A 23,205-nucleotide genomic window follows, 5' to 3' on the forward strand; every position below is an offset into this window, starting at 1 on the left:
CGCACCGATCACGACGAGGCGGCGACCAGCTGTGCGGCGCGCTCCCGGGCCCACCGATCGGCGGCGAAGACCTCCTCCACAGTACCTGGCTCGACTCGCCACTGATCCGCCTCGCCGAGCACCTCACCGATGATCTCGACGATCCGCGGAAAACGGATCGTACCTGCGAAGAAGCCCGCGGCGGCCGCCTCGTTCGCGGCGTTGTACACCGCGGTGAGACTCCCGCCACCCCGTCCCGCCTCCCGGGCGAGCTCGATCGCCGGGAAGACCTTGTCGTCGACGGGCTCGAACGTCCACGCCGAGGCGGTGGAGAAGTCGCACGCGGTCGACGATCCGGGGACACGATCCGGCCAGCCCAGTGCCAGCGCGATGGGCAGCTTCATCGACGGCGGCGACGCCTTGGCGACGGTCGCGCCGTCGACGAAGGTCACCATCGAGTGCACGATCGACTGCGGATGGACGGTGACGTCGATGTGGTCGTAGTCGACGTCGAAGAGCAGGTGCGCCTCGATGACCTCGAGGGCCTTGTTGACCAGGGTCGCCGAGTTGAGGGTGATCATCGGGCCCATCGACCAGGTGGGATGGCGCCCGGCCTGCTCGGGGGTGACGTTGTGGAGCTGTTCGGCCGACCAGCCGCGGAACGGTCCGCCCGACGCGGTGAGGACCAAGCGGTCCACCTCGGCGGCGGTTCCGGCGCGCAGACACTGGGCAATGGCCGAATGCTCGGAGTCGACGGGGACGATCTGGTCGGGAGCCGCCGCATCGAGGACGAGCGACCCGCCGGCGACGAGGGACTCCTTGTTCGCGAGCGCGAGACGCGCACCCGTCCGCAGCGCGGCGAGCGAGGGCGCCAGGCCGATCGAACCGACCACGGCGTTCAGCACCACATCGGTTCCGCCGTCGGCGGCGACCGCATCGATCAGGTCGCACATGGCTTCGGTGCCACCGAGAACCGGCGCTCCGAGTCGTTCGGCGAGCTCGGCGGCGCGAGCCTCGTCGGCGACGGCCAGCCGAGATGCGGGGACCCCGAAGGCCGCGGCCTGATCGGCCAGCCGGTCGAGGTTCCCGCCACCCGCGCCGAGACCGGCGACCTCGAAGCGGTCGGGATGTTCGGCGATCACCTCGAGCGCCTGAACGCCGATGGAGCCGGTCGAACCGAGGATCAAGACACGTGTGGGCACGTTGTCCATTGTGTCAGCCGGCCGGGTGCACCTTCCGCCAGTGTTCGGCGATGTCGATCCGGCGGGTGATCCACACGTCGTCGTGGGACCCGATGTGGTCGAGGAACCGCTCGAGAGCCGCCAGCCGTGCCGGCCGGCCCACGAGCCGGCAGTGCAGTCCGACGGACAGCATCTTCGGCGCACCCTCGACGCCCTCGCGGTAGAGCACGTCGAAGGCATCGCGCAGATGCGCGAAGAACTGCTCCCCCGACGGAAAGCCGCCGGGCGAGGAGAACCGCATGTCGTTGGTGTCGAGGGTGTAGGGCACGACCAGGTGATCGACGAGTTCGTCGCCGCGCGGGACCTTCACCCAATACGGCAGATCGTCGGCGTAACTGTCGGAGTCGTAGGTGAATCCGCCCTGTTCGACGACGAGGCGCCGCGTGTTGGGTGAGTCCCGGCCGGTGTACCAGCCGCGTGGGCGTTCACCGGTGATCTCGGTGAGCAGTTCGATGCCTGCGCGCATGTGATCACGTTCGACCTCGGGGTCGATCAGCTGATAGTTGAGCCACCGGTAGCCGTGGCACGCGATCTCGTGGCCGCGATCGACGAAGGCCGCCGCCACCTCGGGGTTACGGGCCATCGCCTGGGAGACCGCGAAGATCGTCAGCGGCAACCCGCGGCGGTCGAAGGCGCGCAGGACCCGCCACACCCCGGCCCGCGAGCCGTACTCGTACATGCTCTCCATGCTCATGTGCCGGTTCGGGAAAGGCTGGGCGCCGACCATCTCCGACAGGAAGGTCTCACTGCCGCGGTCGTTCTCGAGCACGTTGTTCTCGCCGCCCTCCTCGTAGTTGAGAACGAACTGGACGGCGATCTTCGCGTCGCCGGGCCACTGCGGATTCGGTGGCGTGGCACCGTATCCGACCATGTCGCGGGGATAGGCCTCGGCGCGGTAGTCGGCCAGGGAACGGCCCGCACCCGGGCCATCGCGGAACTCGGACGAAGACATGTGCCGCATTCTGTCACCGAATCACCCACCGGGCTCGGTCGGCGAGATCACCGTGCCGCTATGCTGATCGAGAACTACTACCGTTCGTCAGACTTCTGACGACCCGCGCTGTGAGGAGTGGCTGTGGCAAGCACCGATGTGGAGCACACTGGCGGACACGCCGACGTCATCGACACCGGCTGGCGTCGTGAGCCCGCCGATGCACCGTCGGCTCGTTTCGGCTGGTTCGGATCGGCGACGAAGACCTTCTACGGTGCCGCCATCTTCTTCGCGGCCTTCCTGCTGCTCATGATGATCGGCAACCACACCGGCCACGTCGAGGACCTCTGGCTCATCGCCTTCGCGGTCGGAGTCCTGTACTTCGTGGTGCGCGGCTGGTGGATGAACCGCGGCAAGTGGTCCTGACGCACCCCTGACCCAGACATTCGAAAAACGCTGAACGGCTTTGCCGTTCAGCGTTTTTTTGTGTCCACAGCCTCCTGCGGGCTAGCGCTCTTCGGCGGCGAGCTGGCCGCAGGCCGCGGCGATCTCCTGCCCGCGGGTGTCGCGCACCGTGCAGGACACGCCCTGTTCGCGGACGCGGCGCACGAACTCCCGTTCCACCGGCTTGGGACTGGCATCCCACTCCGAGCCCGGTGTGGGGTTGAGCGGGATGAGGTTCACGTGCACGAGGGAGCCGAGCGCCTTGTGCAGCTTCTGTCCCAGCATGTCGGCCCGCCAGGGCTGGTCGTTGACGTCGCGGATCAGCGCGTACTCGATGGAGACGCGGCGTCCGGTGGTGTCGGCGTAGTAGCGCGCGGCCTCCAGCACCTCGGCCACCGACCAACGGTTGTTGACCGGCACGAGGGTGTCGCGCAGTTCGTCGTCGGGGGTGTGCAGGGACACCGCGAGCGTGACCGCGAGGCCCTCATCGGCGAGACGCCGGATCGACGGGGCGAGACCGACGGTCGAGACGGTCACCGATCGCGCCGAGATCCCGAGCCCGTCGGGTGCCGGCGAGGTGATCTGGCGGACGGCACTGACGACGCGCTTGTAGTTCGCGAGCGGCTCGCCCATGCCCATGAACACGACGTTCGACAGGCGTCCCGGCTCGCCGAGTTCTCCGTCGCGCAGGGCACGCGCCGCGGCCCGCACCTGGTCGACGATCTCGGCGGTCGACAGGTTGCGGTCGAGGCCACCCTGTCCGGTGGCGCAGAACGGGCAGGCCATGCCGCAGCCGGCCTGACTGGAGATGCACAGCGTGTTGCGCTCGGTGTAGCGCATCAGCACGCTCTCGAGGAGAGTGCCGTCGTGCAGGCGCCACAGGGTCTTGCGGGTCGAGTCGTCGTCGCACGAGATGTGCCGCACCGGCGTGAGGAGCTGCGGGAAGAGCTTTTCTCGCACGGCGTCGCGGGAGGCCGCGGGCAGATCGGTCATCTCCTCGACGTCGCCGTTGAGGCGCGCGTAGTACTGCCGGGCCAGCTGATCGGCCCGGAACTTCGGGAGACCCAATTCGGCCAGCGCCGCGACGCGGCCGGCGGCGTCGAGGTCGGCGAAGTGTGTCGGCGGCAGCCCACGTTTGGGCGCGTCGAACACCAGCGGTAATGAGGTCATCGGGCCATTGTCGCATGTCATGATGAACCCATGACCACACCCGATCGCCGACGAACCGGGAATCCGGTCCCCCAGTGGGGTTCGCAGGGCGAGCCCCACCCCGCTCATGACGCCGTGCCCGTCCCCGAGCCCGCACCCGTGACCCCGGTACCGGCCGCGGATGATCACGACGCCGTGCTGGCCGAGCGCGACCGTCTGCGCCAGACCGTCGCCGACGTCGAGCACACCCGCACCCGCGCGACCTGGTTCGGCGTCGTCATCGGCGCGATCATCCTGGTCCTGCTGCTGGTGTTCATCGTGCAGAACCTGGAGAGTCAGCGGATCGAGCTGATCTTCTGGGAGGTCAACCTCCCGCTCGGGGTGAGCCTGCTGATCGCCGCGATCGCGGGTGCGTTGATCGTCGCCATCATCGGCGGTCTGCGCATGTTGCAGCTGCGTCGGGCGCTGAAGAGGGCCGCCGGGTAGGTCGGGCTCCCTACAGCAGAGCCGTCAGCACCGCCCACACCACGAACGCCGAGGGCAGCAGGCTGTCGAGGCGATCCATGATGCCGCCGTGGCCCGGCAGCAGCGTGCCCATGTCCTTGATGCCGAGATCACGCTTGACCTGCGACTCCACCAGGTCGCCGAGCGTTGCGCACACGACCAGCACGGGTCCGAGGATCAGACCGATCCACCAGTGGCTGCCGATCAGGAACGTGATGCAGCCGACCGCGCCGATCGTGCCGACGAGCAGCGAACCGACGAGACCCTCCCAGGACTTCTTGGGGCTGATCGCCGGCGCCATCGGGTGCCTGCCGAACATGACACCGGCGGCGTATCCGCCGACGTCGGAGCAGACGACGACCACCATGAGGGTCGCGACCCGGGCGGCGCCGTCCTCCTGCGTGACGAGGTGGACGCCGAAAGACGCCAGGAGCGGTAGCCAGGCCAGCACGAACACCGTGAGGGCGAGGTCCTTGAGGTAGTTCTCCGGTGCGTTCGAGATGCCCTGGGCGAGCAGTTTCCACACCATCGACACCAGCACGGTCGCGACGAACGCGACCAGCACGCCGGTGGGCCCGTACGGCCAGCTGACCCAGATGATGGCCTGACCGCCGATGAGCAGCGGCCAGAACGCGACGTTGTACCCCGCGGTCTGCAGCCGCTTGGTGACCTCCCAGGTCGCGATCGCGAAGGCGACCGCGACGAGGACGTACCAGAGCATCGGCGCGAACAGCAGGATCAGGATGATGCTGACGCCGAGAGTGCCTCCGACCGCGATGGCGGCCGGCAGGTCACGACCTGCCCGTGACTTCTTCTCGGGGCCGGTCTTGTTCTCGGGGTCGGATGCCTTCTCGCTCACACCTCGAGCAATTCGTCTTCTTTGTGCTTCACCAATTCGTCGACCTGATGCACATACGTGGCCGTGGTCTTGTCGAGTTCCTTCTCAGCACGGGTGACCTCGTCCTCGCCCGCCTCGCCGTCCTTCTGGATGCGCTTGAGCTCGTCGGCGGCCTTGCGGCGCACGTTGCGGATGGCGACCTTCGCGTCCTCACCCTTGCCCTTGGCCTGCTTCACCAGGTCGCGGCGACGCTCCTCGGTGAGCTGCGGGATGGCGACGCGGATGATCGTGCCGTCGTTGGTCGGGTTCACGCCGAGATCGGAGTTGCGGATCGCGGTCTCGATGTCACGGAGCGTCGACGCCTCGTACGGCTTGATGACGACCAGGCGCGGCTCGGGCGTGTTGATCGACGCGACCTGCGTCACCGGGGTCATGGAGCCGTAGTACTCGATGTTGATCCTGTTGAACATGGCCGGGTTCGCACGTCCGGTGCGGATGGAGCCCATGTCCTCCTTGGCGACGTTGACCGCCTTCTCCATCTTCTCCTCGGCGTCGAGCAGCGCGTCGTCGATCATCTTCGTCCTTGTTCCGTTCCGTAGGGCCTGGCAGGCCGGTTCTCGTGCGGGCCGTGTTCTCGTGGGGTCGCGGGCTGCTAGGTGCTGACCAGCGTGCCGATCCGGTCACCGGCCACCGCCCTGGCGATGTTGCCCTGTTGGAGCAAATTGAACACCAAGATCGGCATCTTGTTGTCCATACACAGACTGAAGGCGGTCGCGTCGGCGACCTTGAGTTCCTTGTCGAGGACCTCGCGGTGGGTGATCTCGGTGAATAGCCTGGCGTTCGGATCGGTCCGCGGGTCGGCGTCGTAGACACCGTCGACGGCCTTGGCCATGAGGACCACCTCCGCCTTGATCTCCAGCGCACGCTGGGCCGCGGTGGTGTCGGTGGAGAAGTACGGCATGCCCATGCCGGCGCCGAAGATGACCACGCGCCCCTTCTCGAGGTGGCGCTGGGCGCGCAGCGGCAGGTACGGCTCGGCGACCTGGCCCATGGTGATGGCGGTCTGCACGCGGGTGCTGATGCCGCGCTTCTCCAGGAAGTCTTGCAGAGCAAGGCAATTCATCACGGTGCCGAGCATGCCCATGTAATCCGAGCGGCTGCGGTCGAGGCCGCGCTGCTGCAGTTCGGCCCCGCGGAAGAAGTTGCCGCCGCCGATGACGACGGCCACCTGGACGCCGGAGTTCACGACGTCGGCGATCTGATCGGCCACGGTCGCCACGACGTCCGGGTCCAGACCGACCTCTCCCCCGCCGAACATCTCACCGCCCAGCTTCAACAGGACTCGTTTGAATCCGGAACGCTCGGCCTTCTTGAGATCGGATGGGGTGGGATCGGGCGCTTCGCTCATTCGCTTCCTCACTCGTCGGTTCGGTGGACTATGTTACGTCCTCACCGAATGCGACTCGCGACACGCGTACTCCTCGGTCCGGGCCGGCATCGGAAACGTCCGCACACACCGATACCCGTCGCCGTCGGGCAGAAACTGTGCCAGGGGGCCTGCGAGTCCTCGATCCCGAGCCGTTCGAGCAGGGTGGCGACGATCTGGCGCGCCACCGGGCCGAGCTCCACCAGCGGGCGACTCCGCGATTCCCGGACGCCCAGATCGACCTGACCGACGGCATCTGTCCCGAACTCCGCGAGGGTGTCGAGGAGGATGCCGATGTCGACGCCGTGGCCGGGCGCGAACGGGATCGACGTCAGCAGGTCGCGTGTCCCGGCGAGGTCACCGCCGACCGGTTGGATGATCCCCGCCAGCTCGGGACACAGCGACGCGACCAGGGGCCGCACCAGCAACTCCGTGACACGACCGCCACCGGCCGGATCCCGGCGGTACCCCTTGACCAGCTGCAGGCCCGGGGTGGTGAGCAGCGGGCCGAGCATCCGGGAGACATCCGCCGGTTCAGGGTCGACGACGTCGGCATCGACGAAGACGACGAGGTCGTCGGGGGTCACCCGGCGAGTGCCGCGCGGAACTGGGGCCAGGCGCGGTGCAGTTCGTCCTGCCAGTACGGCCACGAGTGGGTGCCGCCCTCGTACAGATGGAAGGTCGCCGGCACCCCGAGCTCCCGCATCCGACGCTGCAGATTGCGGGTGCACTCCGCCGTGGCGGTCTCGATCACCGCGCCCACGGCGAGCTGGTCGAACAGCTTGGAACCGTTGCCGTCGATGCCCGGCCCGTCGATCGTGTCGTAACGCCCCGGCGCACCGGAACCGTTGGACACGTAGATCGACTTGCCGCGGAACGACTCCGCATGCACGAAGGGATCGTTGGCGCGCCACGCCGGACTCGTCGGCGGCCCCCACATGTTGAGGGTGTTGCCGTGGCCGCGCCCCTCGACGACCATGCGCACCACGGCCTGCCCCAGCGGATCGCTCGTCTGCGCGCACCCGCTGAACGAACCGAGCGCCTCGTACAGTTCGGGCGCGTGCAGCGAGAGCTGGAACACCGAGGTGCCGGCCATCGAGATCCCGGCGACCGCGTTGCGCGGGATTCTTCTTCACCGTGTCGATTTCCGCGCAGTTCGGTCTCGGGTACTCGGCACTGGACACCGGACTTCTCGCATTGCCGTTCGCCGGCGGGGCGGCCGTGGGGTCGGTCGCGTCGCCGTGGGCCGTCGCCCGGATGGGCGCGCCCCGGGTGCTGCTCGGCGGTGTGGTCACCGTCGGGGTGGCGTTCGCATGGATCGCGATGACCCTCGACCCGGCGTCGGAAATCCTTCCGGTGGGCGCGATCCTGGCTCCCCTGGTACTCGGCGGGGTGGGCACGGGATTGTTCGTCGCACCCCTTCAGGCGGTCATCCTCTCCGACACCTCGCCGGAAACGGTCGGGTCGGCCAGCGGCACGATCCCCACCGTGCAGCAGATAGGGGCGTCGATCGGCCTGGCGCTGGTGACGATGTTCTTCTTCGGCCAGGTGGCCGGGCAGACCGACACCAGTGTGCCCGCGGTACGCGCCGAACTCGCCGTCGCCCTGGAGGATTCGCCGGTCGACCCGATGTTCCGGCCGACCGTCGCCGACCGGTTCGCCTGGTGTGCGACGCAACAGCTCACCTCACCGCATCCGGAGCGACCGGTCCCGGGATGCGCCGACACCCCGGCGAACAGCGCCGTCGCGGCGATCGCCGCCGACGCGCAGCCTTACACGCAGGAGGCGGCGCGGGCCGTCACCGCGCGCACCTTCCTGGACGCGTTCCGCACGACGCTGTGGGTGCTGGCCGCACTCGCCATCGGCGTCGGCGGTTTGACATTCGTGTTGCGGCGCAACGACAACCGCCCCGCCTCCACGATGGGAGACGGGGCGGTCGAGTCGTCGTCCGGGGAGACCCCGGAGGCGATCAGGCCTGTCCGACCTCGAAGCGGGTGAAGCCGTTGACGGTCACACCGGCCTCGTCGAGCAGAGCCTTGACGGTCTTCTTCGAATCCTGGACCGACGGCTGGTCGAGCAGCACGACGTCCTTGTAGAAGCCGTTGACCCGACCCTCCACGATCTTGGGCAGAGCCTGCTCCGGCTTGCCCTCCTCCTTGGCGGTCTGCTCGGCGATACGACGCTCGTTCTCGACGACGTCCGCGGGGACCTCTTCGCGAGTGGCGTACTTGGCCTTGAGAGCTGCGACCTGCATGGCGGCGCCGCGAGCGGCCTCTGCGGCACCCTCGCCCTCACCGGTGTAGGACACCAGCACGCCGACGGCGGGCGGGAGGTCCGAAGCACGCTTGTGCAGGTACACGGCGACCGGGCCGTCGTAGAAGACGACGCGACGGAGCTCGAGCTTCTCGCCGATCTTGGCCGAGAGCGCGGCGATGGCCTCGTCGACCGTGCCGCTGCCGAGAGCAGCCTTCTTCAGCTCCTCGACATCGTTGGTCTTGGCCTCGGCGGCGGCGGTGACGATGTCATCGGCGAGCTTCTGGAACTCGTCGTTCTTGGCGACGAAGTCGGTCTCGGAGTTGATCTCGATCAGCGCACCGCCCTTGGCGGCGACCAGGCCCTCGGCGGTGGAGCGCTCAGCGCGCTTGCCCACGTCCTTGGCGCCCTTGATGCGCAGCTCCTCGACGGCCTTGTCGAAATCACCGTCGTTGTTGGCCAGCGCGTTCTTGCAGTCCAGCATTCCAGAACCGGTGAGTTCGCGAAGTCGCTTCACGTCGGCTGCGGTGTAGTTCGCCATCGTTGGCGAGCCTCCTTCGAAAGAGTGTGGTGGGACCGAATTGCTGCGGCAGGTGTTACTGGGCAGCCGGCGCGTCGGTGGCTGCTTCGCCACCGGCCGGAGCGGCGGCCTGGGTCAGCAGCTCCTGCTCCCACTCGGCGAGCGGCTCGCCTGCGGCTGCCTCCGGCTTGGCGTCGCCACCGGCAGCACCGGCGCGGGCCTGCAGGCCCTCGGCGACGGCCGAGGCCACGACGCGGGTCAGCAGAGCAGCCGAACGGATGGCGTCGTCGTTGCCCGGGATCGGGTAGTCGACGAGGTCGGGGTCGCAGTTGGTGTCCAGGATCGCGATGACCGGGATGTTCAGCTTGCGAGCCTCACCGACGGCGATGTGCTCCTTGTTGGTGTCGACGACCCACACGGCCGAGGGAACCTTGGCCATGTCGCGGATACCGCCGAGCGTGCGCTCGAGCTTGTTCTTCTCGCGGGTCAGCATCAAGATCTCCTTCTTGGTGCGACCCTCGAAGCCACCGGTCTGCTCCATGGTCTCCAGCTCCTTCATGCGCTGGAGACGCTTGTGCACGGTGTTGAAGTTGGTGAGCATGCCGCCGAGCCAACGCTGGTTGACGTAAGGCATCCCGACGCGGGTGGCCTCAGCGGCGATGGACTCCTGAGCCTGCTTCTTGGTGCCGACGAAGAGGATGGTGCCGCCGTGGGCGACGGTCTCCTTGACGAACTCGTAGGCCTTGTCGATGTAGGTCAGCGTCTGCTGCAGATCGATGATGTAGATGCCGTTGCGGTCGGTGAAGATGAATCGCTTCATCTTCGGGTTCCAACGGCGGGTCTGGTGCCCGAAGTGTGCGCCGCTGTCAAGCAGCTGCTTCATGGTCACGACAGCCATGAGATTTCCTTTTGTCGCAGTTGTCTGTCGGCACCGGGTTGGTGTCGACCCTGGCGCCTGCCGGCGGATGTCACCCGATTTCGGTCGATGACCGGGTCGGGACTGCACATTCGGCGTGTTGTCGCAGGCGCGCGAAGTCACCCCATCAACAACCGATGAGGTGCGGACCAGAGTTTACGCGCGTCGACCAGCGAAAACCAAAACGCTCCGGTCCCCTGCCCGGGCGACGGATCCGGATCGCGTTCCGGTGCGTCCAACAGGAATGCAGACCTCGGGTTCCCGCACCGCGTTGGCGGCGTCCTTGTTCCTGGTCGTGCTGTACTCGACGCCGCCCCAGGTTACCGCCGCGCCTCGTCCCTATTCAGCGCCGCTGCCGCCCCGTCCCACCGTCGTGACCGGCTTCGATGCGCCGGAGAAACGGTGGCAGCCGGGGCACCGGGGCGTCGACCTGGCGGCCGTACCCGGTGTCGCGGTCTCCACGGCGGGTGCCGGTCGTGTGCGGTTCGCCGGCCGGGTGGCGGGTCGGCCGGTGGTCTCGGTGCAGCATCCGGACGGGCTGATCACCACCTATGAGCCCGTCGAGGCCACCGTCGGCGAGGGCGACCCCGTGTCCCGGGGCGACACGATCGGCACACTCGTCGCTGGGCATCCCGGATGTCCGACGCTCACGTGCCTGCACTGGGGCGCTCGACGCGGGGTGGGGCGCGATGCCGAGTACCTGAATCCCCTGGGTCTGCTCGGGGCCGTGCGGGTGCGGCTCAAACCGCTGAACGCCGGAGAACCCTGATCAGGCCCGGGGATGCGCCTGACGGTGCACTGCGCGGAGGCGTTCGACGCTCACATGGGTGTAGATCTGCGTCGTCGCCAGCGAGGAGTGTCCGAGCAGTTCCTGTACGACGCGTAGGTCGGCGCCACCTTCGAGGAGATGCGTCGCGGCGCTGTGCCGGAGGCCGTGCGGCCCCATCGCCGGGCCACCGGCGGCCTGGACCGCGCCGGACACCACCGACCGTGCCATCCGCTGGTCGAGCCGGCCGCCACGTGCTCCCAGTAGCAGTGCAGCTCCCGAGGTGTCGGTGGCCAGTGCCGGTCGTCCGCCTCGCAACCAGTCGTCGATGGCCTTGGCCGCGGGTTCGCCGTAGGGCACGGACCGTTCCTTGTCGCCCTTGCCGATCACGCGCAGGATTCGACGCCCCGTGTCGATGTCGTCGATGTCCAGCCCGCACAGTTCGCCGACGCGAATCCCGCTGGCGTACAACAACTCCAGGATCAACCTGTCCCGGAGTGAGATCGGGTCGTCGGGGTCACGATCCTGTGCGGTCGCACCGATCGCGGCGTCGGCCTGGCCGGGCGCGAGGACGGCCGGCAGTGTGCGATGGGCCTTCGGGGCCTTGAGTCGCTGTGAGGGGTCGGCGGCCATGATGCCCTCGCGAACCGCCCACGCGCAGAAGGTCTTCGCCGCGGAGACCTGCCGCGCGATCGTCGTGCGGGCGGCGCCGCGCCGCGTCAGTTCGGCCAGCCAGGCACGCAGGAGGGCGAGGTCGATGTCGGCCGCAGCGATTCCCCGGGCACCCGCGAACGACAGCAGCGCACGTGCACCACCGACATAGGCGCGGATGGTGTGTTCACTGCGACCCTTCTCCAGGCGCAGGTGATCGGCGAAGTCGTCGAGCATGCCCGTCAGCACAGCGCGCGACTGGAGCGGGTGCAACCCCACACGCGGTGCCGTGGCCGGATCGATGCCTACGTACTCGGTGGCCGGCCGGCCGGCGCGCCTTCCTCGGCGGCGCGCAGTTCGGCCTTCCATGTCCGGAAGCCCTCTTCCGTGCGGCCGCGGCGCCAGTACCCGGAGATCGAGGCGTTGGCCGGACTGACCTTGCGTTCCTTGCGAATGTAGCTGCGCAGGTTGTGCATGACGGCCTGCGCCTCACCGTGGATGAAGACGTGGGGTTCGCCGTCGAGCCATTCCGCGTTGCGGACGGCGGCGATGAGGGGCGCGTTGTCGCCGGCGACCGAGTCGTCGACCTCGCCGGCCGCTCCACCGCGGTGGACCCAGACGATCTCCGCACCCGGGGGTGCGATGAGGTCGAGTTCGTCCTCGGGTCCGGCGACCTCGATGAACACCTTGGCGATCGCGTCGGCGGGCAGCGCCTCGAGTGCCGCGGCCACGGCGGGCAGTCCCGCCTCGTCGGCCGCGAGGAGATGCCACGCGGCGTCGGACTTGGGCCGGTATCCGCTGCCCGGGCCGATGAACCGAACGGTCTCGCCCGGCTCCACCGATGCGGCCCACGGTCCGGCGATGCCCTCGTCGCCGTGGACGACGAAGTCGACGAGGATCTCGCGAGCCTGCGGGTCGACGCGGCGAACCGTGTAGGTGCGCAGGACCGGTTGCTGTTCGGGCGGGAGTGTCGTCCGGACTTCCTGGAGGTCGAACGGCTCCGGGTAGGTCACGCCCTCCGGCGCGAAGATGAACTTCACGTACATGTCCGTGTCGGGGTCACCGGATGTACCGACCGCCGCCTGGAAGTCGTCGAAACCCTCGCCACCGAGGTACAGGCGGACGAAGTGCGGGCTGATCTGCTCGCGACGGAGCACCGTCATCGTGTTCACACGCTTGGCCATGGGACCTCCTTGTCGCGTTCACCTTACGCCTTCAACTTAGGTGAGCCTAAGAGCCGGTGCGGGTTCGTCCGGGGAAGGCACTGGTGGCCCTTTGTAAGGTTTTCTCACGATCAAGCGATGTGATCCGAGAGTTCGCAATTCTTGAGATCAGACGTCGCGAGACCCCGACCAGAGGCGATTCCATGCCGGACCAACCAGTGGAACCCCAGCCCGTAGAAGACAGCGCTCCCGTCCGCGGATCGCGTCTCGGGGCCGACGACTGGCTCGACGCGGCCGTGGAGGTCCTGCTCGAGGACGGCATCGGCGGGCTGAAGATCTCGCGGCTCAGCTCCCGGCTCGGGGTCACCAAGGGCAGCTTCTACTGGCACTTCACCGACATCGCGACGATGAAGTCCGAGCTCGCCGACCACTGCCGGAAGGTCCAGGCCGCGGCCGTCACCCGGCTCGCGAACCTCGAGGAGCTCCCTCCGGTCGAGCGGATAGAGGGTATGGCAGGGCTCATCTCCGATCCCCGGCGCTGGCGGATGGAAGCCGCGATGCGCCGGTGGGCAGAGACCGACGGGTCGATCGCCGACTCGATCGCCGAGCTCGACGGACAGATCTTCCAGATCTCCCATCAGGCGATGCGGGAACTCGGCTTCGACGAGGCCGAGGCCCACGCCCGCGCCACCACGCTGCTCTACGCAGGTATCGGCTTCGTGCACGCTCACGGACGGCTCGGCGAGGCAACGGCCGACGATCTGCGCATCTTCCTGGACATCCTGACGCGGAAGTGAGTCACCCGGTGGCCAGCCGCCACTGACCGCCGACGTTTTCCACCAGCCCGTCGATGTCGAGCCGTGCCAACGCCGCCCGGACGGCCGGCACCTCGAGCCCCGCCGCGAAGGCGATCTCCTGAATACCCACGCCACCCCTGCCCGGAATCGCGTCGTGCACGCGCAACTGCTCGGCGCTGAGCCCGTCGGTCGGTTTCGCCCTCCCCCGACCGATGTCTCCCCCGCCGTCGGGCCGGACAAGGTTCACCGCCGACGCGACGTCGGAGACCAGCACCGCCAGTCCGTCGGCGATCATCCGATGACACCCGACCGACGTCGCCGATGTCACCGGCCCGGGCACCGCACCCAGCGGTCGGCCGAGTTTCCGCGCCCAGGCGGCCGTGTTCGCCGCGCCCGAACGTCTGCCGGCCTCTACGACGACAGTCGCACCCGACAGTGACGCGACCAGCCGGTTACGGGTGAGGAAGCGATGTTTGGCGGCGGTCGTGCCCGGCGGGTACTCGCTGATGATCGCGCCGGTCCGGGCGATCTCCGCCAACAGCGCGGAGTGCGCAGCCGGATAGTCGCGGTCGATACCACAGGCCATCACGGCCGCGGTCACCCCACCGGCCGCGACGACGGCGCGGTGCGCCACCCCGTCTATGCCGAAGGCGCCACCGGAGATCACCGCGAAGCCCTCGCCCGAGAGCCCCGATGCCAACATCTGCGTGACGTGCCCGCCGTAGGGCGATGCCGCGCGGGACCCGATGAGCGCGACCGATGCGGCGGCGAGATCGTCGAGCCGGGCGGGGCCACGCACCCAGAGCGCCAGTGGCTCGCCGCCGCGTGCGGCGGTGTCGGCCTGGCCGAGGGCGAGGAGCGCCCAGGCCGGCCACTCCGGATCGGATCTGGTGACCAGCCGTGCACCGATCGCGGCGGCCGCGTCGAGATCCTCGGTCGCACGGTCGGACTCGTGTCGGGCTGCCGTCGCGGCCAGGACCGGTTCGTGACCGTCCGGGACAGCCCGGGTGCGGATCGCCGATGCTGCGTCCACCGGACCGACCTGATCCACCAGCGCGATCACGTCCGCACACGGCGGCTCGGCCACGCGCGCCAGGTACGCCCATGCCGTCATCTCCGCCGGGTACTTGCCACTCACCACGTTGCTCCTCGGTCTCGGTACAGAAGTGCTTGCGCGACATCATCTTCGACGGGTTGATCAGTGCCGCGTAGATCGCTCAGGGTCCAGGCCAGTCGCAGCGCGCGGTCGGCGCCACGGGCCGTCACGCGCCCGTCGCGGAGAAACAACTCGATGGGCCGGAGAACATCGGGCGGGAGCCGGAACTTCTGCCGGAGTGCGGCTCCCGGCACCTCGGCGTTGGTTCGCCAGCCGAACTCGGACCATCGCTCGACCGCTGCCGCACGCGCCGCGGTGACCCGGGCACGGACCTCGGCACTCGACTCCCCCGTCCCGCTCATCAGCGCGGCGTTGCCCGGCGGATCCATGCGGACGCGGATGTCGACACGGTCGAGCAGCGGCCCCGACAGCTTGCCGAGGTACCGGCGTCGCACGACTGCGGTGCATACACAGTCGACATCGTGCGCGGGTGCGCATGGGCACGGATTCGCGGCGAGGATGAGCTGGAACCGCGCCGGGTACGACGCGACGCCGTCCCGCCGCGGCACCCGCACCTCGCCGTCTTCGAGGGGTTCCCGCAGGGATTCGAGGACTTTCGCGCTCATCTCGGCGCATTCGTCGAGGAACAAGACGCCCCGGTGTGCCTTGGAGACCGCGCCCGGCCGGGCGAATCCGGTTCCGCCGCCGAGCAGCGCCGTCGTCGAGGAACTGTGGTGCGGCGCGACGAACGGCGGCTCGGTGATCAGCGGGCGTCCCGGTGACAACTCCCCGACCAGCGAGTGGATCGCCGTCACTTCTAGCGAGTCCTCGATGCCCAGCGGTGGCAGTATGCCCGGGAGCCGACGTGCGAGCATGGTCTTCCCGATGCCGGGCGACCCGGTCATGAGAACGTGATGTGCTCCGGCCGCGGCGATCTCGAGCGCATGCCGCGCCTCGTGCTGACCCACCACGTCGGCCATGTCCGGTATCGGCGGCGGCTTCGTGGGCGGCGTCCGCTGAAAGTTGTCCAGTACGAGGTCACCGGCGAGCCAGGCGGCCACCTCCTTGAGACTCGACGCTCCCCCGACGTCGACCCCCTCGACCAGCGTCGCCTCGGCCACGGTCTCGATCGGCACCACCGCACGTCGATAACCCGCCTGACGGGCGGCGATCACCGCGGGCAGTACTCCCCGGATCGGCCGGACGTTCCCGTCGAGCCCGAGCTCACCGAGGAAGATCGTCGACGTCAGCTTCTCCGACGACACCTGTTCTGTCGCTGCAAGAATCGCGACTGCCATGGACAGATCGAAACCCGAACCGACCTTCGGCATGTCCGCCGGCGACAACGCCACCGTCACCTTCAGGTCGGGGAATTTGAACCCCGAGTTCTTGACCGCCGCCCGCACCCGGTCGCGCGCCTCACGCACCGACGGGTCCGGGTTACCGGTCACCGCGAAGCCCGGTAACCCCGAGCCGACGCTCGCCTGCACGTCGACGACCCGCGCCGCAAAGGCATTGAGCCCCACCGACTGTGTTTGCCCCAACATGAGAGTCAGTCTCTTCGGCAATCGCGGATTGAAACGGCGTAGCGACTCCCCGACGCGCTATCTGTGGAAGGAAGACGGGTTGTCCACCGCCCCGGACTACGGCTTGGGATCGTCGACGAAGACCTTGAGCGTCCGGCCGTCGTCCTGATAGCTCAGTTCGATCGAGACGTCATGCCTGCTGTAGACGCGACCGCGACCGCCGGTCGTGTGATCAATGACCTCGAAGCGTGTGACCTTCTCGTACTCGGACATTCGAGAATTCTCGCGCAGTGCACCGCCCCGAGTCGAGCGGTTTCTCCGGAATGAGATCGGCGAATAGTGCTGCTGCACAACTATGTAACGAGACGAACCCTGTGGATGGAAATCCGATCTTGTCGGTGGCCGGGTTTACATTGGTTATCAACAGGTGAGCCGCCCGACCGGGTTGGCGCTGCAACACTTCTGGGGGCAGAGTGTCGGGGCAACGTAACGATCCAACTGGCGAGGTTTTCGCCGGGATCGACCCTGCCCACCCCTACGACGCCGACATGTACTCCCTCATGGACGAACTCAAAGCGTCCCAGCACCGCGAATCACACGAACACTGGGCCCGATACAAGACGGTGCACGCGATCGCCGAACGCTGCATAACCACCGGCAACACCTTCGACGGCGGGATCGTCGTCACCGGTGAGGCCGAGTGCGTCCAGCGGGTGTCGCGCCAATTGTCTTTGACACGACGCCAAGCCGAGATCCTCATCGACGAAACCATCACCCTGCACGAGAACCTGCCCGAGGTACTCGACACCCTGCGCGATGGCATCACGACCCGTTGGCAGCTGCAGGTGATCGCATCCCGCACCGCACTCATCCCCGCCGACTCGTCGATCATCCCGATCCTCGACGCCGACATCGCCGCCAACCTCCGCACCAAGAAGGGCGCGTGGAGCCGCGCACGCCTGCGAGACATGGTCGACCGCCTGGTGTTCCGCCACGACCCCGACCTGGTACGCGAACGCCGCAAAGAAGCCCTCGACAACCGGGGCATGTGGATCGACATCCTCGACGACGGCACCGGCGTGTTCTCCGCGGTCATGTCCGCGGAAAACACCCGCATCGCCGCCAAAGCCGTCCGCGCACTCGCGGACTCGGTGTGCAAACACGACGGCCGCACCGTCGGGCAACGCACCTCCGACGCGACGTTCGCCCTCCTGACCAGCACACCGTTCGAGTGCTGCTGCGATCGTGAGGACTGCGCGGCCGAGGTGCCCGAACCCGGGGCGGCTGTCGCGTCGGTGCGCAGCGAGATCGTCATCCATGCCGTCACCGATCCTGCGACCCTGAACGGCGCACCCGGGATCGGCTGGATCGACGGCCACGGCGTCATCTCCGACGAACACGTCCGTGATCTCGCCAACCGGCCCGACGCGACGATCAAATCGGTGACTCCGGTCCGTACCGCACCGACACGTGTCGCCACCGAACACGAACGCCCACGAGTCGATTCACCAGTCACCGATACTGCGACAGACCCCGCCGGGAAGCGCACGGCCTCGGCGGAGATCGTCGTATACCCGGGCTCCCAACCGTCTGATCCCTATCGTCCTACCACCGCCTGCGCCGACTTCGTCCGCATCCGCGACGGTTACTGCACCGAACCGGGTTGTGAGCGGTCGTCCTTCGACTGCGACCTCGACCACGTCGCCGAGTTCGACCGTCAATGCCCGACGCGCGGCGGACTGACTTCCAGTGAGAACCTGAACGCCAAATGCCGGTACGGGCACCTGCACAAGACCTTCGGCGACTGGATCGACGTCCAGTACCGCGACGAAGACGGCCGCCTGGTCACCGAGTTCATCACCCCCGAGGGATACCGCATCCGCGGTGACGCCGAAACCCTGGAAGACCTCTTCCCCAACCTGCGCCGCATCCGCTTCGAGCAACCCGCCCAGGCCCCACCCACCCCGCGGGTCATCACCGGTGACGACACCCCGCCACCGAACAACCGAACCGCCGCGAAGCACGCCCGGCGGCGAGCCGAACGTGCCCGTAACCGGCGCGAACGCGAACGCCGCGAGCAAATCGACGGACCGGCGCCGTTCTGATCGATCGCCCTCGCTAGGCTCGACAACCGATGAGTGACGGAACTTTCGACGACGCGTTCGTCGACGACCTGAACCGACTCTTCCGTTGGCGCCGCGACGTCCGCCGGTTCAGTCGCGAACCGCTCGAGCCGCATCTCCTCCCCGAGATCCTCGAAGCGGCAGAGCTCTCACCGTCCGTCGGCAACAGTCAGCCCTGGCGGTGGGTCGAGGTGCAGACCAGGTCGGCGCGGGAGGCCGTGCGCGACAGCTTCGTCCGCTGCAACGCCGAAGCGCTCGGCGGGTACACCGGCGAACGCGGACAGCTGTACTCGTCACTCAAACTCGCCGGCCTCGACGACGCTCCGGTCCACCTGGCCGTGTTCTGCGAGCCCGATGCCGACCAGGGCCACGGCTTGGGTCGCCAGACCGTGCCGGAGACACTCGAGTACTCCGTCGTCACAGCAATCACCACGATGTGGCTCGCCGCCCGGGCCCGCGGCGTCGGAATCGGCTGGGTGTCCATCCTCGACCCGAACGAGGTGACCGCCGCCCTCGCCGTCCCACCCGCCTGGAAGTTGGTGGCCTACCTCTGCGTCGGATATCCCGAACGCGAGAGCGAGACCCCCGAACTCGAACGCGTCGGCTGGCAGTCGCGCACAGACTCCGAGAAGCGGCACCTCATCCGCTGACACCGGATCGTGACCGATCTCGGGGCCTTCCGTGACACAACTCTAGTAACAATAGTCACGTCCACAACTTCAGCAACACCTGTCACACGGAGGTCTGAGTGCCCAGCCGTTTCACCAAGGGTGTCCGACTGGCGCTGGCGGGAGCCTTCGCACTCGGTACCTCCGCGATCGTCCTGACCGCCGGTCCCGGCATCGCAGAGGCCGCGCCGTGCGGCAATTCCGGCTCCGGCTCGAGTTTCGGTACCGGGTCGTCGGGCAGTTCCACCGGGCCCGAGCGTGGGCCGCAGGGCCCGCTCCCCGTCTACAACGGGAACATCTCGAAGGTTCTCAGCTGGGTCACCGGGCCGCGCAGCAACAACGACACCTACGACCGTTTCGGCATCAGCGGCACCGACCTCGGCATCGCCTGGGACAACGGCCGGGGGCAGACGTTGATGGCGTTCGGCGACACCTTCGGCAACTGCAGTGTCGTCGGCCAGGAATGGCGGCACAACGTCCTGCTGCGCACGAACGACGACGACTTCGGCGACGGAAAGATCACCATCCCCGACGGAGTCGCCGGGGATGTCGAATCCGGCACCGTGATCGCACCCGGCAGGCCGAACTACGCCCAGGAACTCATTCCCTCACTGGGCATCTCGAACATCGAGGTCACCACGATCCCGACCGCCGCGATCTCGCTCCCCCACGGCAACGGGTTCCGGCAGTACATCAACTACATGTCGGTGCGGTCCTGGGGTTCGGCAGGCAACTGGATCACCAACTATTCGGGTATCGCGTACTCCGACAACAACGGTCAGACCTGGACCAGCGACCCCGACACCATCCTCATCAACGCACCGATCGACCTCGCACTCCCCGGCAACTTGCGCGCGATCGACGTCAACAACGGCAAGTTCCAGCAGAACGCGTACATGCGCGGCCGGCCCGGCACCGATGAAGAGGACTACATCTACCAATTCGGTACGCCCAACGGCCGTTTCGGGGCCGCGTTCCTGGCGCGGTTCAAGCCGGCGGACATCCTCGACCTCGGCAAGTACCAGTACTGGTCCGGTCAGAACACCGGGTGGGTCAACAGCATCAGCGACATCCACGACACCGAAGGCGTCGTCGCCCGTCAGCCGGTCAGCGAACTGTCCGTGGCGTGGAGCCCCTCCCTGAACAAATACCTCATGCTCGACGGGGACAACGGGATCCGGCTCCGCACCGCGGACCATCCGGAAGGCCCATGGAGCTCGCCGCGCAACATCGTGGCCCCCGGCAACCCGGTGGTCTACGGACCGATGATGTTGCCGAGCTCGCCGGCACTGACGGGCACGGGAAAAGAGTTGTACTTCAACGCCTCCCGCTGGAGCGACTACAACGTCATGCTGATCCGCTCCGACCTCGACAAGTTGTAGCCCACGCTTCGAAGACTCACTCGTGGACTCCGCGGTGGTGCCTCACACGCACCGCCGCGGCGTCGTCGGGAGTGAAGCCATCCAATTGCACGCTGATGACGTCGAACCGGATCTGATGCCATCGTCGTTCCTGCCCCGTGAGCCAGGTCCGGGCGAGCCGGCGCATCCGGGCGAGCTTGTCCGGGGTCACGGCCATCACGGCGTCGTCGAACGTGCGGCTGGCACGCGTCTTCACCTCGACGACCACCAGCGTGGGACCGGCCCGGTCTTGCGGGTCGACGGCGATCAGGTCGAGCTCGCCATACCGGTTGCGCCAGTTGCGCTCCAGCACAACCCAACCCAGTGAGCCGACGAACTCGGCGGCGATGTCCTCCCCCAGCTTGCCCACGTGCGCGCGGCGATTGCTCATGCGCTGAAGGTTCCCCGAACACGACTCGGCCGCGGCGGGAACACACCCGCCGCGGCCGAATCTGTGGAGAACCACCCCACCACGCACAGGGTGGCCGGATCACCCCATGAGAGTTCAGGGCTCGTCGGGAAGCCGTAGCTCCGGCTTCTCGAGCTCCTCGATGTTGACGTCCTTGAAGGTGATCACCCGAACCTGCTTGACGAAACGCGCCGGCCGGTACATGTCCCAGACCCAGGCGTCACTCATCCGAAGCTCGAAGTACACCTCGCCGTCGGTGTTGCGGGGAATCATCTCGACCGCGTTGGCAAGGTAGAAGCGCCGCTCGGTCTCCACCACATAGGTGAACTGGCCGACAATGTCCTTGTACTCGCGGTACAGAGAGAGTTCCATCTCGGTTTCGTACTTCTCGAGATCCTCAGCACTCATCCTGTAAGCCTATCTCTGTCGTCGTTTGCGCTGGAGACCACTCGTGCCGCGACGTTCCGGTACGACATGCGGTGTTGTGGTGACGGTCCCGCCGCATCGATGCGGGACATGTGAAGAGCAGTGCTGTATCCCTTGTGGATCGCGAAATCATAGCCGGGCAGGTCGGCGTCCATCGCGACCATGATCCGATCCCGCGTCACCTTCGCGATGATGCTCGCGGCCGCGATGCAGGCCGCGGCCCCGTCACCGCCGATCACGGGGAGTGACGGCGCGGTCAGACCGGGGACCACGAATCCGTCGGACAGCACGTATCCGGGAGTCACGTCGAGTGCGGCGACCGCTCGGCGCATCCCCTCGATGTTCGCGACATGGATGCCGATCCGGTCGATCTCGGCGGCGTCGATGATCACCGCGCTCCAGGCGTGCGCGTACCGGGTCACCGACTGGTACAGCGTCTCACGGGTCTTCTCGGTGAGCCGCTTGGAGTCGTCGAGGTCGGCGAGGGAGGCCAGCTGCGTCGGTTTCAGCACGCATGCCGCGACCACCAGCGGCCCGGCGCACGCACCGCGACCGGCCTCGTCGACCCCCGCGACCGGGCCGAGGCCCTGCCGGTGGAGCGCGAACTCGAAGGTCCGCAGTCCGGCTGCCCTACGGACGGGCGAACGCGGTGGCCAGCGGCTCATGGTGTCTGCAATCCCCACACGGTCATTGCTGAGGATTGATCGACCCGACACCACCGATCCGCGAGAAGGGATAGATGATGGTCCGGACCTTGCCGCGAATGTCGCTGACCGGAACGGTGCCCTGGTACTGGTCGTCGACGTGGTACCGCGAGTCCTGCGAGTTGAGGCGGTTGTCGCCCATCACCCACACGTTGCCCTCGGGCACCTTGATCGGACCGAAGTCGGGGCCGAGGCACGGCGGCAGCTTGTCGCTGACCCCGGAAGCGGGCCCGAAGGCCGCCAGGGTCTCGCGCTGCAGCTCCATGTTGATGTACGGCTCGCGCAACGGCTTGCCGTCGACCTTCACGCCGACACCCTCGTCGTTGCGGCACTCGATGGTCTGCCCGCCGGTCGCGATCACGCGCTTGACCAGATTGTTCTCGTCGGGCGGTGCGAAACCGAACCACGACAGCGCATCCTGCATCTTGTGCATGACCGGGTTGGTCGAGCGCGGGGACACCCAGGCACCGTTCCATGATTCCGACGGTCCCTTGAAGACGACGACGTCACCGGGCTCGGGGTCCCCGAAGCGGTAGACCAACTTGTCGATGACGATGCGATCGTTGGTGCACCCGTCGCAACCGATCAGAGTCGACTCCATCGACTCCGACGGGATGACGTACTGCCGGCCGATGAAGGTCTGCAGCAGCCAGGTGAGGAGCAGGACGCACCCCACGATGATCGCGACCTCGCGCAAGAACGAACCGGAACCCGACTTGCGATTGCCGTCCTCGGCCTCGTCCGGATCGGACTTCAACCGCCAGGGACGCTTCTCACCGTCGTTGCCTTCGGTGTCAAGGTCGCGATCGTCGCTGGGTCGCTGTGTGTCGGCCACCTCGTCAGGGTAGACGCGTCAGCGCTTTTCCTTGATCTTTGCGGCCTTGCCGCGCAGATCACGCAGGTAGTAGAGCTTGGCGCGACGGACGTCACCGCGGGTGAGGACGTCGATCTTGGCGATGTTCGGGCTGTGCACCGGGAAGGTGCGCTCAACGCCGACGCCGAAGGACACCTTGCGGACGGTGAAGGTCTCGCGGACGCCGCCACCCTGGCGACGGATCACGACACCCTTGAACACCTGGACGCGTTCCTTGCTGCCCTCGATGACCTTGACGTGGACGTCGAGGGTGTCGCCGGGGCCGAACTCCGGGACATCGTCGCGAAGGGACTGCTTGTCGAGGAAGTCGAGCGTGTTCATTGGTTGGGTCCTATTCTGGCGTGAACGTTGAGCAGAGGAACCTGGCGGGCCTTGCGGCTTCGGACCGGTTCATACTCCGA

The 23,205-nt window shown here is 67.5% G+C and carries 27 protein-coding genes and 1 pseudogene; 8 read left to right on the plus strand and 20 right to left on the minus strand.

Going from position 1 to position 23,205, the window contains the following annotated elements; genetic code table 11:
• Positions 1–8: 8 nt before the first annotated feature.
• Together dxr and puuE are read right to left on the minus strand one after the other, a co-directional pair.
• Entirely contained in the window at positions 9–1,181 is a 1,173-nt protein-coding gene (gene dxr / locus PWF70_RS14300; RefSeq protein WP_035754162.1) for a 1-deoxy-D-xylulose-5-phosphate reductoisomerase, read from the minus strand.
• 13 nt (positions 1,182–1,194) lie between these two features.
• A complete protein-coding gene (puuE, locus tag PWF70_RS14305) occupies positions 1,195–2,181 on the minus strand; it encodes an allantoinase PuuE (protein WP_006359277.1) in 987 nt (328 codons plus the stop codon).
• Positions 2,182–2,295: 114 nt separating this feature from the next.
• On the opposite strand from puuE, the gene PWF70_RS14310 reads away from it, so the two are divergent.
• A complete protein-coding gene (locus PWF70_RS14310) occupies positions 2,296–2,577 on the plus strand; it encodes a DUF2631 domain-containing protein (RefSeq protein ID WP_006359276.1) in 282 nt (93 codons plus the stop codon).
• A gap of 81 nt (positions 2,578–2,658) precedes the next feature.
• On the opposite strand, the gene rlmN is transcribed toward PWF70_RS14310, so the two are convergent.
• A complete protein-coding gene (gene rlmN, locus PWF70_RS14315; RefSeq protein WP_040004199.1) occupies positions 2,659–3,765 on the minus strand; it encodes a dual-specificity RNA methyltransferase RlmN in 1,107 nt (368 codons plus the stop codon).
• A gap of 30 nt (positions 3,766–3,795) precedes the next feature.
• Between rlmN and PWF70_RS14320 the strand changes: the two genes are divergently transcribed.
• Positions 3,796–4,230, plus strand: coding sequence for a LapA family protein (locus tag PWF70_RS14320; RefSeq protein WP_040004198.1), 435 nt, complete (start codon positions 3,796–3,798; stop codon positions 4,228–4,230).
• A gap of 10 nt (positions 4,231–4,240) precedes the next feature.
• On the opposite strand, the gene PWF70_RS14325 is transcribed toward PWF70_RS14320, so the two are convergent.
• From PWF70_RS14325 to PWF70_RS14345, 5 genes and pseudogenes are all read right to left on the minus strand, one after another.
• Positions 4,241–5,107 (minus strand): phosphatidate cytidylyltransferase, encoded by an 867-nt coding sequence (locus PWF70_RS14325; protein WP_006359273.1) that lies wholly within the window; start codon positions 5,105–5,107, stop codon positions 4,241–4,243.
• Entirely contained in the window at positions 5,104–5,661 is a 558-nt protein-coding gene (frr, locus tag PWF70_RS14330; protein WP_006359272.1) for a ribosome recycling factor, read from the minus strand. The genes PWF70_RS14325 and frr overlap by 4 nt, the downstream gene beginning before the upstream one ends.
• A 77-nt stretch (positions 5,662–5,738) precedes the next feature.
• A complete protein-coding gene (gene pyrH / locus PWF70_RS14335) occupies positions 5,739–6,494 on the minus strand; it encodes a UMP kinase (protein ID WP_006359271.1) in 756 nt (251 codons plus the stop codon).
• Positions 6,495–6,535: 41 nt separating this feature from the next.
• Positions 6,536–7,099 (minus strand): glycosyltransferase family protein, encoded by a 564-nt coding sequence (locus PWF70_RS14340; RefSeq protein ID WP_006359270.1) that lies wholly within the window; start codon positions 7,097–7,099, stop codon positions 6,536–6,538.
• Positions 7,096–7,632, minus strand: a pseudogene (locus PWF70_RS14345) (alpha/beta hydrolase); the annotation flags it as partial. The pseudogene PWF70_RS14345 and the gene PWF70_RS14340, both read right to left, overlap by 4 nt.
• A gap of 17 nt (positions 7,633–7,649) precedes the next feature.
• Between PWF70_RS14345 and PWF70_RS14350 the strand changes: the two are divergent.
• On the plus strand, positions 7,650–8,510 hold the full coding sequence (locus tag PWF70_RS14350; RefSeq protein ID WP_006359268.1) for an MFS transporter: 861 nt from the start codon (positions 7,650–7,652) through the stop codon (positions 8,508–8,510).
• Here PWF70_RS14350 and tsf read toward each other — a convergent pair.
• Positions 8,482–9,306: a translation elongation factor Ts gene (gene tsf / locus PWF70_RS14355; protein WP_006359267.1), complete on the minus strand. Its 825-nt coding sequence runs from the start codon at positions 9,304–9,306 to the stop codon at positions 8,482–8,484. The genes PWF70_RS14350 and tsf overlap by 29 nt on opposite strands.
• Positions 9,307–9,361: 55 nt before the next feature.
• Positions 9,362–10,183, minus strand: a complete 822-nt coding sequence (gene rpsB, locus PWF70_RS14360; RefSeq protein WP_005198990.1) for a 30S ribosomal protein S2 — start codon at positions 10,181–10,183, stop codon at positions 9,362–9,364.
• 262 nt (positions 10,184–10,445) lie between these two features.
• Between rpsB and PWF70_RS14365 the strand changes: the two genes are divergently transcribed.
• Positions 10,446–10,970, plus strand: coding sequence for a M23 family metallopeptidase (locus tag PWF70_RS14365; protein ID WP_006359266.1), 525 nt, complete (start codon positions 10,446–10,448; stop codon positions 10,968–10,970).
• On the opposite strand, the gene PWF70_RS14370 is transcribed toward PWF70_RS14365, so the two are convergent.
• Together PWF70_RS14370 and PWF70_RS14375 are read right to left on the minus strand one after the other, a co-directional pair.
• Positions 10,971–11,855: a tyrosine recombinase XerC gene (locus PWF70_RS14370; RefSeq protein ID WP_035754155.1), complete on the minus strand. Its 885-nt coding sequence runs from the start codon at positions 11,853–11,855 to the stop codon at positions 10,971–10,973.
• A gap of 68 nt (positions 11,856–11,923) precedes the next feature.
• A complete protein-coding gene (locus PWF70_RS14375; RefSeq protein ID WP_006359264.1) occupies positions 11,924–12,802 on the minus strand; it encodes a siderophore-interacting protein in 879 nt (292 codons plus the stop codon).
• A 182-nt stretch (positions 12,803–12,984) separates the two neighbouring features.
• Between PWF70_RS14375 and PWF70_RS14380 the strand changes: the two genes are divergently transcribed.
• Entirely contained in the window at positions 12,985–13,578 is a 594-nt protein-coding gene (locus PWF70_RS14380) for a TetR/AcrR family transcriptional regulator (RefSeq protein ID WP_035754097.1), read from the plus strand.
• A 1-nt stretch (position 13,579) separates the two neighbouring features.
• Here the strand turns inward: PWF70_RS14380 and dprA are convergent, their stop codons facing one another.
• From dprA to PWF70_RS14395, 3 genes are all read right to left on the minus strand, one after another.
• Entirely contained in the window at positions 13,580–14,692 is a 1,113-nt protein-coding gene (gene dprA, locus PWF70_RS14385; RefSeq protein WP_196813053.1) for a DNA-processing protein DprA, read from the minus strand.
• Positions 14,693–14,712: 20 nt separating this feature from the next.
• Positions 14,713–16,221, minus strand: a complete 1,509-nt coding sequence (locus tag PWF70_RS14390) for a YifB family Mg chelatase-like AAA ATPase (RefSeq protein ID WP_127962897.1) — start codon at positions 16,219–16,221, stop codon at positions 14,713–14,715.
• 96 nt (positions 16,222–16,317) lie between these two features.
• A complete protein-coding gene (locus PWF70_RS14395; protein ID WP_006357905.1) occupies positions 16,318–16,473 on the minus strand; it encodes a hypothetical protein in 156 nt (51 codons plus the stop codon).
• Between the two features lie 200 nt (positions 16,474–16,673).
• On the opposite strand from PWF70_RS14395, the gene PWF70_RS14400 reads away from it, so the two are divergent.
• The 3 genes from PWF70_RS14400 (at position 16,674) to PWF70_RS14410 (ending at position 20,373) form a co-directional block, all read left to right on the plus strand.
• Entirely contained in the window at positions 16,674–18,305 is a 1,632-nt protein-coding gene (locus PWF70_RS14400) for a DUF222 domain-containing protein (RefSeq protein WP_420914649.1), read from the plus strand.
• Positions 18,306–18,334: 29 nt separating this feature from the next.
• Positions 18,335–18,973, plus strand: a complete 639-nt coding sequence (gene bluB, locus PWF70_RS14405) for a 5,6-dimethylbenzimidazole synthase (RefSeq protein ID WP_241548862.1) — start codon at positions 18,335–18,337, stop codon at positions 18,971–18,973.
• Positions 18,974–19,071: 98 nt separating this feature from the next.
• Positions 19,072–20,373, plus strand: a complete 1,302-nt coding sequence (locus PWF70_RS14410; protein ID WP_286352649.1) for a glycoside hydrolase family 183 protein — start codon at positions 19,072–19,074, stop codon at positions 20,371–20,373.
• Between the two features lie 16 nt (positions 20,374–20,389).
• Here the strand turns inward: PWF70_RS14410 and PWF70_RS14415 are convergent, their stop codons facing one another.
• From PWF70_RS14415 to rplS, 5 genes are all read right to left on the minus strand, one after another.
• A complete protein-coding gene (locus tag PWF70_RS14415; RefSeq protein WP_006357909.1) occupies positions 20,390–20,782 on the minus strand; it encodes a YraN family protein in 393 nt (130 codons plus the stop codon).
• A gap of 114 nt (positions 20,783–20,896) precedes the next feature.
• The gene (locus PWF70_RS14420; RefSeq protein WP_005198978.1) at positions 20,897–21,208 is read right to left on the minus strand and encodes a DUF2469 domain-containing protein; all 312 of its coding nucleotides are present in this window, start codon (positions 21,206–21,208) and stop codon (positions 20,897–20,899) included.
• On the minus strand, positions 21,205–21,891 hold the full coding sequence (locus PWF70_RS14425) for a ribonuclease HII (RefSeq protein ID WP_035754153.1): 687 nt from the start codon (positions 21,889–21,891) through the stop codon (positions 21,205–21,207). The genes PWF70_RS14420 and PWF70_RS14425 overlap by 4 nt, the downstream gene beginning before the upstream one ends.
• Positions 21,892–21,913: 22 nt before the next feature.
• On the minus strand, positions 21,914–22,765 hold the full coding sequence (gene lepB / locus PWF70_RS14430) for a signal peptidase I (protein ID WP_006357911.1): 852 nt from the start codon (positions 22,763–22,765) through the stop codon (positions 21,914–21,916).
• Positions 22,766–22,783: 18 nt separating this feature from the next.
• Positions 22,784–23,125, minus strand: coding sequence for a 50S ribosomal protein L19 (gene rplS, locus PWF70_RS14435; RefSeq protein WP_005198975.1), 342 nt, complete (start codon positions 23,123–23,125; stop codon positions 22,784–22,786).
• Between the last annotated feature and the right edge of the window lie 80 nt (positions 23,126–23,205).

This window comes from Gordonia sp. Swx-4 (genome assembly GCF_030316175.1).
GTDB classification, from domain to species: domain Bacteria; phylum Actinomycetota; class Actinomycetes; order Mycobacteriales; family Mycobacteriaceae; genus Gordonia; species Gordonia alkanivorans.

Bases quoted from the DNA above. Each gene is read 5' to 3' on its own strand.
- tsf (WP_006359267.1), bottom strand. From the start codon at position 9,306: ATGGCGAACTACACCGCAGCCGACGTGAAGCGACTTCGCGAACTCACC.
- PWF70_RS14320 (WP_040004198.1), top strand. From the start codon at position 3,796: ATGACCACACCCGATCGCCGACGAACCGGGAATCCGGTCCCCCAGTGG.
- rpsB (WP_005198990.1), bottom strand. From the start codon at position 10,183: ATGGCTGTCGTGACCATGAAGCAGCTGCTTGACAGCGGCGCACACTTC.
- rplS (WP_005198975.1), bottom strand. From the start codon at position 23,125: ATGAACACGCTCGACTTCCTCGACAAGCAGTCCCTTCGCGACGATGTC.
- PWF70_RS14395 (WP_006357905.1), bottom strand. From the start codon at position 16,473: ATGTCCGAGTACGAGAAGGTCACACGCTTCGAGGTCATTGATCACACG.
- puuE (WP_006359277.1), bottom strand. From the start codon at position 2,181: ATGCGGCACATGTCTTCGTCCGAGTTCCGCGATGGCCCGGGTGCGGGC.
- PWF70_RS14390 (WP_127962897.1), bottom strand. From the start codon at position 16,221: ATGTTGGGGCAAACACAGTCGGTGGGGCTCAATGCCTTTGCGGCGCGG.
- PWF70_RS14380 (WP_035754097.1), top strand. From the start codon at position 12,985: ATGCCGGACCAACCAGTGGAACCCCAGCCCGTAGAAGACAGCGCTCCC.
- PWF70_RS14365 (WP_006359266.1), top strand. From the start codon at position 10,446: ATGCAGACCTCGGGTTCCCGCACCGCGTTGGCGGCGTCCTTGTTCCTG.
- PWF70_RS14415 (WP_006357909.1), bottom strand. From the start codon at position 20,782: ATGAGCAATCGCCGCGCGCACGTGGGCAAGCTGGGGGAGGACATCGCC.
- PWF70_RS14420 (WP_005198978.1), bottom strand. From the start codon at position 21,208: ATGAGTGCTGAGGATCTCGAGAAGTACGAAACCGAGATGGAACTCTCT.
- PWF70_RS14370 (WP_035754155.1), bottom strand. From the start codon at position 11,855: ATGCTCGACGACTTCGCCGATCACCTGCGCCTGGAGAAGGGTCGCAGT.
- pyrH (WP_006359271.1), bottom strand. From the start codon at position 6,494: ATGAGCGAAGCGCCCGATCCCACCCCATCCGATCTCAAGAAGGCCGAG.
- dprA (WP_196813053.1), bottom strand. From the start codon at position 14,692: ATGACGGCATGGGCGTACCTGGCGCGCGTGGCCGAGCCGCCGTGTGCG.
- PWF70_RS14375 (WP_006359264.1), bottom strand. From the start codon at position 12,802: ATGGCCAAGCGTGTGAACACGATGACGGTGCTCCGTCGCGAGCAGATC.
- bluB (WP_241548862.1), top strand. From the start codon at position 18,335: ATGAGTGACGGAACTTTCGACGACGCGTTCGTCGACGACCTGAACCGA.
- rlmN (WP_040004199.1), bottom strand. From the start codon at position 3,765: ATGACCTCATTACCGCTGGTGTTCGACGCGCCCAAACGTGGGCTGCCG.
- PWF70_RS14425 (WP_035754153.1), bottom strand. From the start codon at position 21,891: ATGAGCCGCTGGCCACCGCGTTCGCCCGTCCGTAGGGCAGCCGGACTG.
- frr (WP_006359272.1), bottom strand. From the start codon at position 5,661: ATGATCGACGACGCGCTGCTCGACGCCGAGGAGAAGATGGAGAAGGCG.